Origin of the sequence: Sulfurimonas gotlandica GD1 (assembly GCF_000242915.1) — a bacterium.
In the GTDB taxonomy this organism is placed as follows: Bacteria; Campylobacterota; Campylobacteria; order Campylobacterales; family Sulfurimonadaceae; genus Sulfurimonas; species Sulfurimonas gotlandica.
In genome coordinates this window covers 1,908,099-1,923,620 of the sequence record NZ_AFRZ01000001.1, presented here as the reverse complement: position 1 = coordinate 1,923,620, position 15,522 = coordinate 1,908,099, and the positions used below count along the sequence as shown (strand labels likewise).

The window sequence follows — 15,522 nt, the reverse complement described above, 5'->3', positions numbered from 1 at the left end:
TTTATAATGTGGGAAATATTTATACATAAGAGAGTAAAACATGAAGAAATTCAATCTATTTAACGAAATTATCATAACTGACAAACCTACTTTACTACAAGCTATAAACTCTTCTAAACTTTTTGGCATCAATATAAAAGGTGAAGTAAAATATGAACCATTTGAAGACAAAGAAGTTCTAATCTACCAAGGGAAACCAACAATTATAGATAATTTTGAAAAAGTTTTAGGTAAAAACTATCAGCTTGTTGAAGATGAAGACAGAGTTTTGATAAAGGCTTTTTCTAACTGGCAAGAATTAATAGGAGTTAATACGCCAAGAGCTTCTTATGACGATACAACAGCAGATGGTGTAGCTGAATTTTCAGACAAAGGTCTAGAAGACATTGGCTGGCATGCAACTGAGTTTAATATTGACTACAGAACTTTGGTTGAAGTTTTAGAAGAAAAATGTGATGGTACAATTCTTTGTATTGAACAAAAAGATCCTTACCAGTTTAGCGGTCTTGGTTTTTTAAACGATGATGAAGAAGCTAAAAAAGTCCTCTTTGATTTCTGTCAAAATATAGTAAAAAATAAAATAGAAAACGATCCTCACTTTAAGAGAGAAGAGTTAACTGATGATGAGGAAGACGCTGCACAATTTTTTAAGATTGTGTAAGTTACCTATTTTTTAATAGAGTATAGATATCTCTGCAAGATAATCATAGCAGAGATTGAGTCAATTCGTCCATCACGAATGTACTTAATCTCGCCTTTCATCATATTTTCAGCTTCAAGAGAAGAACCTGCTTCATCTTGATATAATATCTCACCTTCAAAGTTAACTAAATTCATAAAATGAGCTATTCGTCTCCTCATCTCATCTTCACTGCTGCCACCAAGAGGAACACCGATTACAACAGCATCTACTTCCCACTCTTTTAAAGCTTTTTTAACTTCTGCAGAAGCTTGATTTCTATTTTTTCTCATAATAGCCGGTAGTGGAGTAACTAAATCTTTATGTGCAGAATATGCAAGTCCGATTCGTTTAAGACCTAAGTCAATGGCTATATACTTCAAATTATTTTCCTAAACAAAAAGAGCCAAACATTTTGTCTAGCATCTCATCATTCTCGAAAGGTCTGGTAATAGATGCCATCTCTTTAACTGCTTCATTTAGATGAAAAGAAAATATTTCAAGTTCTTGATCTTGCAATGGATAAAAGGACTCTTCTATATTATTTAGAGTGTTTTGTACAGCCATTATTTGTCTTTGAGATATCAACATAATTTCGTCAGAATTATTATTCACATCCATAATATTTTTCAAACTCTCTATAAGAGAAGTGACACTATCTTTAGAGTTTAGTTCTAAATCAAAGTTTATATCTTCAGTTGAGAACTTATTTTCTAAGTCTATTTTATTTTTAACAAATATCACATGCTTATTTTTAGTATGCTTATCTACAAGAGCTAATATTTGCTCATCTTCAGCATCTAAGACTCTAGAGCCATCAAATAGTGCAACAACAATATCAGACTCTTGAATCGCCTCTAAAGAGCGTTCAATTCCAATGCGTTCTATCTCATCATTAGCCTCTCTTATACCTGCAGTATCAACAATACGAATAAGATGCGTTCCGATTTTAACCTGCTCTTCAATTGTGTCTCTTGTAGTTCCAGCTATCTCACTAACGATTGCACGATTATAATTAAGCAGAGAGTTAAGAAGTGAACTTTTACCAACATTCGGTTTTCCGACAATTGCAACTTTAAAGCCTTGCATCAAACCTTCTCTTGCTCTAGAAGCAAGAAGAGTTGATTCTAGTGAGCTTTTTAAATCACTTAACTTAGATTCAATTTGCTTAACCAAATCTTCTGGTAAATCCTCTTCCGCATAATCTATACTAACTTCAGAAAATGCAAGTATATGTATGATTTCATCCCTGATGTCTTCTATATACTCTTTTAGAGAACCTTTCATCTGCTGAGCTAAGATCTTAGCTGCATCTTCACTTTTAGCTTCTATAAGTTGAGCTATTGCTTCGGCTTCACTCAAATCTATACGGCCATTAAAAAATGCACGTTTAGAAAATTCTCCGGCATTTGCAAGTCTAGCCCCTAATTCAAGAGTAGCTTTGAGTATACTTTGTGCAACTATAAAACCACCGTGACACTGAATCTCTACTACATCTTCAGCAGTAAATGAATATGGAGCTTTAAAATAAATAACAATAGATTCATCTATGAGTTCGTTTTTTTTATTATGTACCGTTGTTAATGTTGCGTATCTTGGAGAAAAATCTTTTTTGTGTGTAAGTTTTTTTGCAATTTCTAAAGCTCTATCTCCGCTTATGCGGATGATAGCGATAGAGCCGATTCCGTTTGCAGTGGCAATGGCGCTTATTGTGTCATTATCCATTTATTTAATTCGAGTGGTAATCATTTATAATGATGTATTTTAGCCCATCACGAGTTGAGCGGATTGCAACATATTTATCTGGGTAGATTTCACGTAGTTCTCTTAAAGCGATTTGAACAAGAACACCATCCAAGACTTTAGTTTGTGCCCTTCCATCTCTATCTACACTCTCTTTAACACCAGTTAGGTATCTAGAAACTGATTCTTCTTGATTTTTCAAAAATTCTGCAATTTCAAGGCGAAGCTGTAGTTGATACTTAGTATTAATCCAATTAAATATCATATATGAGAGTGCTTTATATCTATAACCTTCTTTACCTATAAGAAGTGCAGCATCTTCACCTTTAAACTCTATTAAAAGTGTATTTTCATCATAAACACTTACCTCTATATTATCTATCTCAAAACAGATTGAGTCAAAGAGTTTATTTATATCAACTTGAACCATTTTTGCGATATCTGCAGTTGATTTTAAATCTTCACCATCTATGTTGTCGAACTCATCATCATAATCAGCAAGATAAGATGTCACATCATCTTCTTCATCTTCTTCATCTTGTGTACTTACAAATGATTGAGGCATGATAGTATCATTTAACATAGTGTGAGAATGTTTTATCTCTTTTTGTACTTCTTCTTTTTGAACATCTGCTTTAACAGCAGGTTTATCTTGTTTTTTTTGTTTTTGAGGTTTAGGAGATATTTTAGCTTTTGGTTTTTCTTTAACTTTTACTTCTGTCGATTCTTCTTCGACTTTTGGTTGTAAATCTATATTGGCATCAATAACAGCAACAATAATTGCACTCTTTTTAAAGAGTCCTAAAAAGCCACTACTTGGGTACTGAACAACTTCTATTTTAAGTTGTGTAACAGAACAGTCCAACGTAGCAGCAGCATCTTTGTATGCTCCCTCTAACGTTGTTGACTCAATCTTAATCATCTTTCTTTTCCATTTTTTCTTTTTTCTCTATTTTTTTAGCATGCTCATGCAGTGCTATTTCTGCATCTTTAGCATTTTTAAACTGTGCATTAACAATAAACTGTTGCCCTATTGAGAAAAGATTATTTACGAACCAGTAAAGAACCAAACCTGATGGGAAAGTTAAAAAGAAAAATGTAAAGATAACTGGTAAATATTTAAATACCTTCTCTTGCATAGGATCAGTAAAGTTGTTTGGTGTAAGTCTCTGCTGATAAAACATTGAAGCACCCATAAGAATAGGTAGGATATAGTAATCATCCATACGAGAAAGATCAGTTACCCATAACATCCATGGAGCACCTTGAAGTTCAACTGCGTTTAGAAGTACACGATAAATTGCAAAAAATACTGGAATTTGTAATATCATCGGTAAACATCCGCCAAGTGGATTAGCATTATGTTTTTTATACATATCCATTACCGCTGCATTCATACGTTGTGGATCACTTTTATATTTTGCTTGAAGCTCTTTAATTTTTGGTGAGATATCTTTCATTCTCTGCATAGACATCATACCCTTGTACGTCAACGGGTAAAGAACAGCTCTGATCATAATAGTAAGCGCAATAATTGACCAACCCCAGTTACCAAAAATACCATGCAACCAAGATAACAGTTGGAACAGTGGCTTAGAAGCAAATGTAAACCAGCCATATTCTATAGCATTAGTTAAAACAGGATTGATATTTTTAAGTACTTTATACTCTTTTTGACCTACATAACCATTAAATGTCATATTTTGAGTTGCATCAAAATACAATACAGGATTGTCATCTCTGTCTCTCTCAATTATAATATTTGCTTCTTTAGGGAACCCGTACATCATTGTTGCAGAATATTGATCAAATGCTGAAATGAGTTCAACTCCGCTGAAAGTTTTTCTACCCTCAGCATCTCCATCTTCTACAATTGTTACCAATTCATCATCAGTATAAACCATAGCACCTGTAACAGTCATCATCTGTTCTGTTTCATTTACTTTTGGTCTTTGACCTAGATATATGAAATATCTCTTATCTTGTGAAAGTGAGATTTTTGCATCGTAATGTCCATCAGCATAAAAAGTAAGTTCTTTTGTCACTACTAATGAAGATAACTTTTGAGTTAGTGTTACTTTTTGAGGTGTACCATCTAATGCAATATTATTTATACTTGCGCTGTATGCTACTCTTGTAGATTCATTGTTTAATATTTCGTCTAAAAATCTAATAAATAGTGGTTTCATTCCTGTAGAAGGGATTAGCTGAGCATGCTTATCTTCTTTTGTTTTAAATTTATCTTGAAGTAACTCTTTTGAAGATATACGACCTAAAGTATCAACTTTTAAAATAAAATCTTTATTCGTAACAGTTAAAATTGTATTTGCGTCACTTGAACCATACTTCTCTACTTCAGAGATAGAATGTCCAGTTGTTTGTTCTAAATTTGAAGAAACTTGTAATGAAGCGTCCTGATTTGATCCAACATTTTTTACTTGTTCTACTTTTTTATTAGCCGCTAAATTCTCTGGCTCCGCTGGTGGAAAAATAGCTGTATAAGCTACGAAAAAAATTACTGACATTGCCACTGCTAGCATAAGTCTTTGATTAGGTGTCAATTTGTCTAACACGATTACCCTTTAAATGAAAAATTTTTTATTATATGAAAACGGTTTTTTTTATTTGGAACCAACCAATATTTTATAGAATCAACCCCTAGTATTGTGGGCTTTATAGACAGTTTATCTAGTAGTGGATACTCTATTCCACCGTCGAATAATTGATTACAACGAAGTATTCTAATCAAAGTGTGGTAAAAAGCACTTGAAATGGAATTATTTTCAAAGTTAATTCTTGCGAATTCACTACATGTTGGGTAATATCTACAACTTCCGTAGCCAATAAGGGTAAAAAACTTCTGATATAGCCATAAAAGCTTAAGCAAAATCTTTTTTATCATTGGGAATCTGCTTTAAAACTTTTAGACTTATTTAGAATCTTTTTAAAATCGTTGTCTAATTCTTGATGTGATGCTTCATTTATTGCATGTTTTGCTACAAAAATGTATGTACCATTTTGAAGTGAAGTTGAGTATTCACAAAATAGAGCTCTAAGTCTTCTTTTAGCCCTATTTCTTTTTACCGCATTACCAATTTTCTTAGTCGCTGTAAATCCAACTTTGTGAATATCTTGTTGTGGGAGATGAAAAAGTACTACACTCGAGGAGTGAATATTTTTTCCTTTTTTGTATATGTACTGAAACTCTTTATGTTGCTTCAGTGTAAAGAAGCCGCTTAAACTGACAATCTTTTACGACCTTTGGCACGGCGTCTGTTTATGATTCTACGACCATTTTTAGTAGACATACGAAGTCTAAAACCGTGAGTTCTTTTTCTTGGTGTACTATGAGGCTGGTATGTTCTTTTCACGACATATCCTTATTTAAAATTAAGTCCGCAATGTTACAGAAAAATTACTTAAAGCGTGGTTAAGGTTCACAGTGAAATGATTTAACGATAATTTAACACTTAAAATCTTATAATCAACCGATAAAGAGTATATACTCAAATAACATATTGCTATTGGAAGTGTGAATGAATTTTAAAGCTAAGCTGTACTTTACTATATTGGTCAGTTTTATCCTTTTATCTTATTCTCTATATATTAATTCTAAAAGTATAAATGCAACCAGCAATATGATTGATCATATTGAAACAAAACAGATAAAACTCTCCAAAATGATTTTTAAATTTAATCAAGATATAGCTAATTATCAATCAGATATTCTTCAATCCATAATTTTAGACGACATACATTCTACAGAAAAATTCTATACTTCATTTGATAATCTTAATGACACGCTAAAATCAATAGAGAATTTTGTAAATAAAAATAGCTTCCATGACATTGATGAAACAATCCATACTATTAAAAATAGGGTTATAGAATATAAAGCTTTTGAGGAATCTCTGATTAAAGCAATTAAAGCTAATAGCCACAATAAGGTACATAATTCTCTGATAGACTTTAAAACTATCACGCTTGAGTTTTCTTCAAATACTGATGAAATGATAAGACTAGTAGACATCATGTCAAAAGAAAAAATACAAATACTTAAAAGTACGAACAGCGAGACTCAAAAAGAGACACTATATACATTTATTCTTGCAGTTTTATTAATACTATTTGCTGTTTATAAACTATCTAAGCGTCATTCTGCAACAGAAAAGGAACTGATACTTGGAGAATTAGCAGAGATTGAACAAAAAAAATTACAGTCTCAGCTGCTAAAATATAATGATGACTTAGAAGAAGAAATATCTAAAAAGACAGCAGAATTACATCAAAAAATTTATACACACTTTTTAAGCGGTTTGCCAAATAGAAATAAACTTTTAGAAGACTCTTACATTTACAAATTCAAACAGATGGCACTTTTAAACATAGACAAATTTCAAAAATTCAATGATGTTTATGGAGAAGAAGTGGGAAATATTGCATTAAAACTAACTGCAGATTTTTTAACATTACATGTTGATGATAACAATACTCTTCTTTACCATATAGGGGGAGATGAGTTTGTTTTTGCTGTTAAAGACTCTACAAAATTAAATAATACTCACTTTATAGAGAAAGTAGAAGATATTCTAAAACAATATAGAAGAGAAAATTTTATCTATGAAGATAAAAGATTTACTTTTATGATGAGTGCAGGGTTAGCATTTAGCGGATCTAGAAAAATGTTAGCTTATGCTGACATGGCACTTAAAGATGCTAAAAAAAGAAATGTTCAAATATCTATCTTTAATGATGATAAAGCGTTAGAAAAGTTGCATAAAGAGGATATTGAGTGTCATAAAAAACTAATACATGCTATTGATACGAACAACATCATCTCTTTCTTTCAGCCAATCGCTCCGATTCAAGATGCTTCTCTGGATATTAAGTATGAATCTCTTGTTAGAATAAGAGAAGATGATGGAAATATCATTGCTCCATTTAGATTTATAGATGTTGCAAAACAAAATCGTGTCTATCACAAACTTACACAAGCTATTATAAACAATACTTTTGAAGTCATCTCTAAATACGATATTCCATGTTCTATTAATATATCAATGGAAGATATTGAAAACGATAAAACAATACAGATGCTATATGCAAAATTTGATGAATTTGAGTACAATCATCACCTAAGTATTGAGCTTCTAGAAACAGAAGAGTTTAAAGATTATAAAAGAGTTTATGACTTTTGTTTAAAGGTTAGATCTTACGGTATCAAAGTAGCTCTTGATGATTTTGGAGCAGGATATTCAAACTTCTCACATGCACTAAATCTTCCTATTGATTACATAAAGATAGATGCTTCACTGATTTCTAATATTGACAGAGATATGAACTCTCAAATAATGGTAGAGACTATTGTAGGACTGGCACATAAACTAAATATACAGACCATCGCGGAGTTTGTTTCATCAAAGGAGATTTTAGATGTTGTGAAAAGGCTAAATATTGACTACGCTCAAGGTTACTATATCGGTAAACCAGAAGAGATAGAAAAGCACATTCCCTATCTATTTAGTTAAAAAATCTTTCAGTGATTCACTTTGTGATTGATCATATTTTATTGAGTTATCAAAAATTTTCTCATTTGCTCCTACATGGCAATCTACACAGCTTTGTATGACATCATGCTCTCTAACATTTGCTTTATTTATCTTTGCCATAGGATGACAGGAGAAACAGTCATCACCACATTCTGCCATACTATTTGGCTCAGCTGAATGACATTTTATACAGCCAAGCATTGGCTTATGTCTCAGGTCTTCGTTAATCGTAGGAACTAGCTTTGGATGACATGTTAAACAGTCACCCGTGCAAGCTAATAGTAAATATGTAAAAAGTAGTATTAGCGTTATATATTTCATAATAAAATTATAACCTCTGTTTTATTTACTTCACACTTACTTTTATTTCACCGTTTTCGATATCAAATAAAACTTTTGAGCCTTCCATAACTTTACCCTCAAGAATCAACTCAGCTAATCTATCTTCTACTATTTCATATAGAGCACGCTTAAGTGGTCTAGCACCATAAACTGGGTCAAACCCTGCCTCTGCTATGTAAGCTTTAGCACTATCACTAAGAGTAAGCTCTATGTCTCTTTGCTCAACTTTTCTGCTAATATCACTAAAGAAGATATCTACAATATCTATAATCTGTTCACGACCAAGAGCATTAAATATAACTATATCATCTAGTCTATTTAAAAATTCAGGTTTAAATGCCTGCTTTAACTCACTTAAGACCATATTATCAAGCTCATCAGATGCAGGATTATTTATAATTTTATCACTAGCTATGTTTGAAGTTAAGATAATAATAGTATTACTAAAATCAACTGTAACACCTTTGTTATCCGTTAGCCTTCCATCATCTAAAACTTGAAGTAAAATATTAAAAACATCTGGATGTGCTTTTTCAACTTCGTCAAAAAGTATTACACTATATGGTTTTCTTCTAACTGCTTCTGTAAGTTGTCCGCCCTCTTCATAACCAACATATCCCGGAGCTGCACCGACCAAACGTGACACAGCATGTTTCTCCATATACTCACTCATATCTATACGAATCATCGAATCTTCACTGTCAAACAAAAACTTAGCTAATGTTTTAGCCGTTTGTGTCTTACCAACACCGGTAGGCCCTAAAAACAGAAAACTACCGATAGGAGTGTTGGCATCTGACAGTCCTGCTTTGTTTCTTTTTATAGCACGAGATACTGCATGAGTAGCTTTTGCCTGTCCAATTACATCACGGTTAAGTTCCGCTTCTACATTTAAAATCTTGTCCTTATCACCTTGAAGCATTTTAGTTACAGGAATATTTGTCCATCTAGATACGATAGATGCTATCGCTTCTTCATCAACACTATTTTTCAGAAGTGTTCCTGCAAGTTGTAGTTTTTCCCAGTTGGCATTTATACTTTTCTCTTCTTCTAAAAGAGCCGGTATTTCACCATATTCTATCTCTGCGGCACGATTAAACTCTGAGTTTGACTTAGCGGCATGTGCCTCTTTTCTCTTTTTCTCAATATCATTTTTGATGCCTGAGATTCTCTCAAACACCTCTTTTTCTGAAGCAAACTGTGCTTCTAAGCTTCTAACTTCTTCTTCTACATTAGCTAACTCTTTTTCAATCTCCCCAAGTCTTTTCTCATTAGCAGGAGTTTTTTCCATCTTAAGAGCTTCTTTTTCAACTTGGAGTTCTGAGCTTTTTCTTTTTGCCGAACCAAGTACATTTGGCTCTGACTCTATCTGCATCTTAAGCTCCGCTGCTGCTTCATCTATAAGGTCTATAGCTTTATCCGGCAAGAATCTATCTGCGATATATCTATCTGATAATTTTGCTGCTGCGACAAGTGCACTGTCTGTAATCGTCACATTATGGTGTGTCTCCAAACGCCCTTTTATTCCACGTAAAATCTGAAGTGATTGGTTTACAGTTGGCTCATCAAGATTAATAGGTAAAAATCTTCTTTGAAGTGCCATATCTTTTTCAAAGTATTTTCTATACTCTTTTAAAGTTGTAGCACCAATTGTGTGAAGTTCTCCACGTGCTAATGCCGGCTTTAATATATTTGCGGCATCCATACTGCCCTCACTTGCCCCTGCTCCAACAATAGTATGAATCTCATCTATAAATAAAATAATATTTCCACTCTTCTTTACTTCATCTATTACAGCTTTTAGTCTATCTTCAAACTCACCTCTGTATTTAGCCCCTGCAATTAATGCACTCATATCAAGTGCGACTAATCTTTTATTTTTAAGTGAAGTAGGAACTTTATTATCGCTAATACGTTGTGCCAATCCTTCAACTAAAGCTGTTTTACCAACTCCTGGTTCACCTAAAAGCATAGGGTTGTTTTTTGTTTTACGGATTAATATTTGCATCATCCTAGTAATCTCTTCATCGCGTCCAATTACTGGTGAAAGCTTACCTTCCCTTGCCTCTGCAGTCAAATCTATACCATATTTATCTAAAGATTCTAAGGTCTCATCAGAACTCTGCGTTTGTATTTTTGCCCCCGCACGAGCTGCTTCTAAATTTTTAGCTAACTCCAATACATCGATGTATTTTTTCAATATACTAGAGTACGGCTCGTCTTTTAAATTTGCCAATATATAAGTGTCTACTGCTAAAAAAGAATCCCCGTTCTTTGTCATAAGTCCAGCACCATTTTCCAATGTATGAACAAAATCTCTTGATAATTTTATATTCTCCTTTGATACTGTTGAAGATTTTGGAAGCTTCTCGCTTAAACTTTTAACATCTAGCTCGATTGCCACTTTATCAATGTTCATTTTATTAAACATCTGATTGAGTACTGAATTAGAGTTTGTAAGTAAAGCCCACAAAAAATGTATACTTCCAACCTCTTGATTTTTATTATGTAGTGCTAACGATATAGAAGACTCTATAGCTTCCGTCATGTTATGTGTTAATTTTTCAAAAATATTATTATTCATCTCAAATTCCTTTATATTTATATGTAGTTATTATAGCAAGTTGAGTGTATGCATGTCAAGTCATCTTAGTTAATCATCATCAGGAGTAGCTTTATATCTAAATTTAGTTAATTTATAATATAATCATTAAAACTTTAGCATTATATTTCACTAAGGACTTAATTTGCCAACAATCTTAGAAGCTATCACAAATCGCTCTTCAAAAAGATCATATCTTCCAAAGCCAGTCTCAAAAGAGATTCAAGAAAAAATTTTAAGAGCTGCTAGCATGACGCCGAGTGGTGCCAATATGCAGCCTTGGATTGTTTATGCTATTAGCAACAAAGAAGTACTAGAAAATATTGGTGATTCCATTATTCAAAAGATGAACTCCGGTGTTGAACATGATCAGTTTATACAGTATTATCCAGTAAAGTGGACAAATCCATACAAGAAACGTCGCATCGAAACCGGTGTTGGTCTCTATACTCTTATGGAAGTAGATAGAAAAGATATAAAAAAAAGAACTGAGATGTGGCATGATAACTTTAGATGGTTTGGTGCTTCAACAGTATTTTTTGTATTTACTGATAAAGCTTTAATAGATAATGCTCAAGGTGCGCTAATAGATTGTGGTGCATATATGCAAAGTATCATGCTTGCTGCTAAAGAGTTTGAACTTGACACATGCCCTCAAGGCTCAACAACTGAGTTTGGTAAAGTTGTTGCAGAGGTTTTAAACACTCCAGATAATCTGGCACTTTTATATAGTGTTGTTTTAGGTTATGCTGATGAAGACGCTAAGATAAACGCTTATCAGCCAACTAGAGTATCTTTAGAGGATAATGTCACTTTTATTTAATCTTTAGTAGGCTTAACGCCTCAAGCGAAGTGAAAGGGACTTGCTCCTTTTACGAACAAATCAATAGAAACCCTTTTGCTCATATCTTTTGAGCATACTCTCATTTCCACTTACTCCGCCACTATGTATATACAAAATCTCTTCATTTGTTTGATTTAAAAGAGCTTCCCACATTCCAGGTGCATAAAGCAGATCAAATTCTACCCCTGCCTCTAAAAGTTTTTTGTATATATCTAAAAACTCTGGATAAGGCTTTGCAAAATGATGCTTTTTTAAAGGTTCTAGTATTACTAAATTATCTGGTAATTCATGTAAAGCTTGCATCTGTTCTCTCAAATACTCAGTATTTCCAACACAAGGTGTAGTATAAACTTTAAACTCTGGAAGCGACAAAGCTAAAAAAAGAGCTGTTGTCCCTGTTCCAGATGGAGTTGCCAGAGATTTAATCTCCAAATTAGCTTCTCTTATTTCCTGTGCTAAAACTTCCAAGCCTTTTTTTGCTTCTTCAACTGCTCCACCCTGATCTATTATGAATGTTGTAGCATCTACTGTTATAGATATTGAAGCGATAAAATCTTTATATAGTACTTCAGCTATTTCTATATGATTCATGCCAAGGTTTATGGAATGAAAATAGTTTCCATGAGAAAAACTCTTTTGCGTTTGACTTAAAGGTTTGGTGTAGTAATCAAACTCCCAGCCTTTACTTTTACACATTGCTGCAATTGCGAGCATAGCATTAGATTGCGTTCCACCGTAAGAGATTATTTTATGAAGTTTATTTGAGGGAGTTTTTAGAAGTGTATAGAGTTTTCTGTATTTATTTCCTGCTAAAAAAGGATCTATTAAATCATCTCTTTTAACATAAAAGTCTCTCCCCTCTAATGAGATCTTAGAGATAGGAGAGTTATTCATATATATTTATTTGATTGTTGCTTTGTTTTTAAGTTCTAACATCTTATCTTGCATTACAACTTTAAATTTTTCCATTTTTAGTCTCTGTTCGATAAAAGATTTAACTTCAGTAAATGCTAGTGTCTTTTTAGCTTTTTTGTCTTCTAAGTAAATTACGTGATATCCAAACTGAGTTTTAACTGGCTCTGATACAGTTCCAACTTTCATGCCAAATACTTTGTCATTAAACTCTGGAACCATCTGACCTTGAGCGAAGTAACCTAGATCTCCACCTTTTGGTCCACTAGGTCCTGTAGATTTTGCTTTTGCTTCTTCTATGAACTTAGCTTTAAGAGCTTCGCCTTTTAAAGATTTTAAACTTTTAACAATATTTTTTGCTTCTTCTTCTGTTTTTACAAGAATGTGACGAGCATGTACAGTCTCTTTTTCATTAAACTCATCTTTGTTCTTATCATAATAGTTTTTCAATTCTTTGTCTGAAACTTCAACTTTATCAAGTTGTTGTTTTTGCCAAACTTGAATAGCTAACTCTTTTTTCACTCTTTCTTGAACTTGTACAAACTCATCTTTGAAATCTTTAGAGTTTAAGACACCAGTTTTTTGAGCATCTCCAAAAACTAGCTCTTTAGCTATTAGTTGTTCAAGAACTTGTTTTCTAAATTCTGCTTGCTTTTCAGCTGGAACTTGATTGAATCTGCCTTGTGTTGCATTCATAAGTGCCGTATCAACATCTTGTTGAGTAATTTGTGTACCATTCACCGTTATTAGTGTTGTAGCACTAACTAGTGTGCTTGTCAATAGAAGTGTAGCAACGATTTTAGTCATTTTCATCATATATATTCCTTTTTTAATTCAAAAATTTTAGTGCTTTTATACTAACCATTATTAAACAGAAGTCACTTTGAGATATTTATCCAATACATTTTCAAGTTTTTCTCGTGTTAAAGGCTTAGACATGTAGTCATCAAGACCTTCACTTAAAAGCATTTCTTTATCTCCCTGCATAGCCATTGCAGTTAAAGCTACGATTGGTGTTTTACCATTTAAGTTGATTTTCTCTTTTATCTCTTTTGTCGCTATTATTCCATTTTTTTCAGGCATATCTATATCCATAAAAACAATGTCATACCTATTTTTCTCACACATACTTACAGCCTCATTACCATTTAAAGCAGTTGATACGATTATTCTGTACTCTTGGAGAAGTATCTGTATAAGTCTTTGATTGATTAGATTATCCTCAACAACCAATGCAGACAAATGTTCTCTTAGTCCATGTTTTTCTTCTTGTTTTATTTCTAAATCTTTGCTGTATATCTCATTTAGCTGTTTCGCTACCAAACTAGGAAGAAGTGGTTTTCTAAATACACCATCAACTATGTGAGTAAGTTTTGTTTGAAGTTTTTCACTCTCATCAATAAGAAGAATTACAGGAATTTTTTTAGAGTAAGTGCCAAGTTTTAGCATCCATGAAGAGTCTTTTTGATCGGCTATTATATAGAGAGTCTCAACCCCATTATAAATAGTAGCATCTAATGTGTTTGATTTAACAACATCAATAGCAAAAGAGCGCAGATATATAGTTAAAAAGTTTGCTTCATCGACTCTAGATGGGTCAAGAAGTAATACCTTGACTTTTCTTTTAGGCATCATTTTATATGATTGTCCTTTTGAAGCTTTAAAATTAATGGTGAAGTTAAAGTAACTTCCATAACCCTCTTCACTTTGAATCTTCAACTCTGAACCAAGCAAACTTACAAGACCATGAGAAAGACTAAGTCCAACACCTAGTCTTTCATCCGCTTGACTACCTGCGATAAATGGCTCTGTAATCATTGCTATTTGTTCATTAGCAATGCCTTTACCATTATCTTTAACACTAAAACTTACACTGCAATCACCATTTATCTGTTTTTTTAGTAGTTTAACTTCTACAACTATTCTACCGCCCCTTGGCGTGAATTTTATAGCATTTTGAATAAGGGAGTTCATTACCTGTTTAATTTTTCTAAAATCTGCATTTATTTCACTTGGAAGCTTGGGATCTATAAATGAAAAAACACTTACCCCTTTATCTCTTCCGACAACGCCGTAGTTATAGGCGATCTTCTCCATTTCTTGAGATATTGAAAAAAGTGATGGATTTAGTTTTAGTCTGCCGCCTTGCATCTGAGACAAGTCTAGTAAAGTCTCTATATTTGACATTAGACTTTTTGAAGAACGATTGATCATTTGAAGATATTCACTCTGATTCTTATCCAAATTTGTCTGCTGAAGTAGCTCTATAAAGCCTAGTATTCCATTCATTGGAGTTCTAAATTCATGCCCAATATTTGATAGGAATTTGGATTTTAAATTTTCAACTTCTTTAATTTTTAACTCTGCTTGATGAAGTTTAGTAATATCTTCTAGCTCTAATATATAAAAACCCTTCATTCTTGGTACGGAGTGACACTTAGCATTTATAGTTTGCATCTCATCATTATATGTTGAGACAGTTATGTGGTAACCATCTTGTTTATATTTTTTTATGTAATCAAGCCAACTTTTATCATCTTCAGTAAATATCTCTTCACTTTCATTTAAAAAAAGCTCTCTTACGCTTTCATATTTACCACGGAATTCTTCGATATTTTTAAAACCAAATGTTCTAAAAAAAAGCTTATTAGCCCCTATCCATCCATCTTTTTTTGTAAAAAATAGCATCATTGAGCTGTTGGAATCAACTATATCCCAAATCAATTCTTTTGTAAAATAGTCACTGTAGTGGTACTTCTCTTCTGACTCTTGTTTTGTATTTTTAAAAAATGAAAATATCCCCATATCGCATACCTCTAAAATTGTTATTTTGATTATATCATATAACTTT

At 32.7% G+C, this 15,522-nt stretch carries 15 protein-coding genes; 3 read left to right on the top strand and 12 right to left on the bottom strand.

Going from position 1 to position 15,522, the window contains the following annotated elements; genetic code table 11:
- The first annotated feature begins 40 nt into the window (after positions 1-40).
- Positions 41-661 (top strand): hypothetical protein, encoded by a 621-nt coding sequence (locus SMGD1_RS09530; RefSeq protein ID WP_008335437.1) that lies wholly within the window; start codon positions 41-43, stop codon positions 659-661.
- A gap of 5 nt (positions 662-666) precedes the next feature.
- On the opposite strand, the gene ruvX is transcribed toward SMGD1_RS09530, so the two are convergent.
- The 7 genes from ruvX to rpmH are packed head-to-tail and all read right to left on the bottom strand — an operon-like array spanning position 667 to position 5,793.
- Complete coding sequence (gene ruvX / locus SMGD1_RS09525) at positions 667-1,062, bottom strand: Holliday junction resolvase RuvX (protein ID WP_008335100.1); 396 nt, start codon at positions 1,060-1,062, stop codon at positions 667-669.
- 1 nt (position 1,063) lies between these two features.
- Positions 1,064-2,404: a tRNA uridine-5-carboxymethylaminomethyl(34) synthesis GTPase MnmE gene (gene mnmE, locus SMGD1_RS09520; protein ID WP_008335110.1), complete on the bottom strand. Its 1,341-nt coding sequence runs from the start codon at positions 2,402-2,404 to the stop codon at positions 1,064-1,066.
- Positions 2,405-2,408: 4 nt separating this feature from the next.
- The gene (locus tag SMGD1_RS09515; RefSeq protein ID WP_008336666.1) at positions 2,409-3,344 is read right to left on the bottom strand and encodes a Jag N-terminal domain-containing protein; all 936 of its coding nucleotides are present in this window, start codon (positions 3,342-3,344) and stop codon (positions 2,409-2,411) included.
- A complete protein-coding gene (gene yidC / locus SMGD1_RS09510; RefSeq protein WP_039919937.1) occupies positions 3,337-4,995 on the bottom strand; it encodes a membrane protein insertase YidC in 1,659 nt (552 codons plus the stop codon). The genes SMGD1_RS09515 and yidC overlap by 8 nt, the downstream gene beginning before the upstream one ends.
- A 2-nt stretch (positions 4,996-4,997) precedes the next feature.
- Complete coding sequence (gene yidD, locus SMGD1_RS09505; protein ID WP_008341216.1) at positions 4,998-5,324, bottom strand: membrane protein insertion efficiency factor YidD; 327 nt, start codon at positions 5,322-5,324, stop codon at positions 4,998-5,000.
- A complete protein-coding gene (gene rnpA, locus SMGD1_RS14580; protein ID WP_081444045.1) occupies positions 5,321-5,644 on the bottom strand; it encodes a ribonuclease P protein component in 324 nt (107 codons plus the stop codon). The genes yidD and rnpA overlap by 4 nt, the downstream gene beginning before the upstream one ends.
- A 14-nt stretch (positions 5,645-5,658) precedes the next feature.
- Positions 5,659-5,793: a 50S ribosomal protein L34 gene (gene rpmH, locus SMGD1_RS09500; RefSeq protein WP_008335456.1), complete on the bottom strand. Its 135-nt coding sequence runs from the start codon at positions 5,791-5,793 to the stop codon at positions 5,659-5,661.
- Between the two features lie 267 nt (positions 5,794-6,060).
- Here rpmH and SMGD1_RS09495 point away from each other — a divergent pair, with 267 nt between their 5' ends.
- Positions 6,061-7,950 (top strand): EAL domain-containing protein, encoded by a 1,890-nt coding sequence (locus tag SMGD1_RS09495; RefSeq protein WP_008335717.1) that lies wholly within the window; start codon positions 6,061-6,063, stop codon positions 7,948-7,950.
- On the opposite strand, the gene SMGD1_RS09490 is transcribed toward SMGD1_RS09495, so the two are convergent.
- Together SMGD1_RS09490 and SMGD1_RS09485 are read right to left on the bottom strand one after the other, a co-directional pair.
- Positions 7,939-8,292 (bottom strand): hypothetical protein, encoded by a 354-nt coding sequence (locus tag SMGD1_RS09490; protein WP_008341215.1) that lies wholly within the window; start codon positions 8,290-8,292, stop codon positions 7,939-7,941. The two genes, SMGD1_RS09495 and SMGD1_RS09490, sit on opposite strands and share 12 nt — an antisense overlap.
- A gap of 25 nt (positions 8,293-8,317) precedes the next feature.
- Complete coding sequence (locus SMGD1_RS09485; protein WP_008335124.1) at positions 8,318-10,897, bottom strand: ATP-dependent Clp protease ATP-binding subunit; 2,580 nt, start codon at positions 10,895-10,897, stop codon at positions 8,318-8,320.
- A 163-nt stretch (positions 10,898-11,060) separates the two neighbouring features.
- Between SMGD1_RS09485 and SMGD1_RS09480 the strand changes: the two genes are divergently transcribed.
- Complete coding sequence (locus tag SMGD1_RS09480) at positions 11,061-11,738, top strand: nitroreductase (RefSeq protein WP_008336737.1); 678 nt, start codon at positions 11,061-11,063, stop codon at positions 11,736-11,738.
- A gap of 60 nt (positions 11,739-11,798) precedes the next feature.
- On the opposite strand, the gene SMGD1_RS09475 is transcribed toward SMGD1_RS09480, so the two are convergent.
- From SMGD1_RS09475 to SMGD1_RS09465, 3 genes are read right to left on the bottom strand one after another with little or no spacing between them, the layout of a single operon-like run.
- The gene (locus tag SMGD1_RS09475) at positions 11,799-12,653 is read right to left on the bottom strand and encodes a 1-aminocyclopropane-1-carboxylate deaminase (RefSeq protein WP_008336871.1); all 855 of its coding nucleotides are present in this window, start codon (positions 12,651-12,653) and stop codon (positions 11,799-11,801) included.
- A 6-nt stretch (positions 12,654-12,659) separates the two neighbouring features.
- A complete protein-coding gene (locus SMGD1_RS09470; RefSeq protein ID WP_008336731.1) occupies positions 12,660-13,487 on the bottom strand; it encodes a peptidylprolyl isomerase in 828 nt (275 codons plus the stop codon).
- A gap of 51 nt (positions 13,488-13,538) precedes the next feature.
- The gene (locus SMGD1_RS09465; protein WP_008336411.1) at positions 13,539-15,476 is read right to left on the bottom strand and encodes a response regulator; all 1,938 of its coding nucleotides are present in this window, start codon (positions 15,474-15,476) and stop codon (positions 13,539-13,541) included.
- Positions 15,477-15,522: the final 46 nt, after the last annotated feature.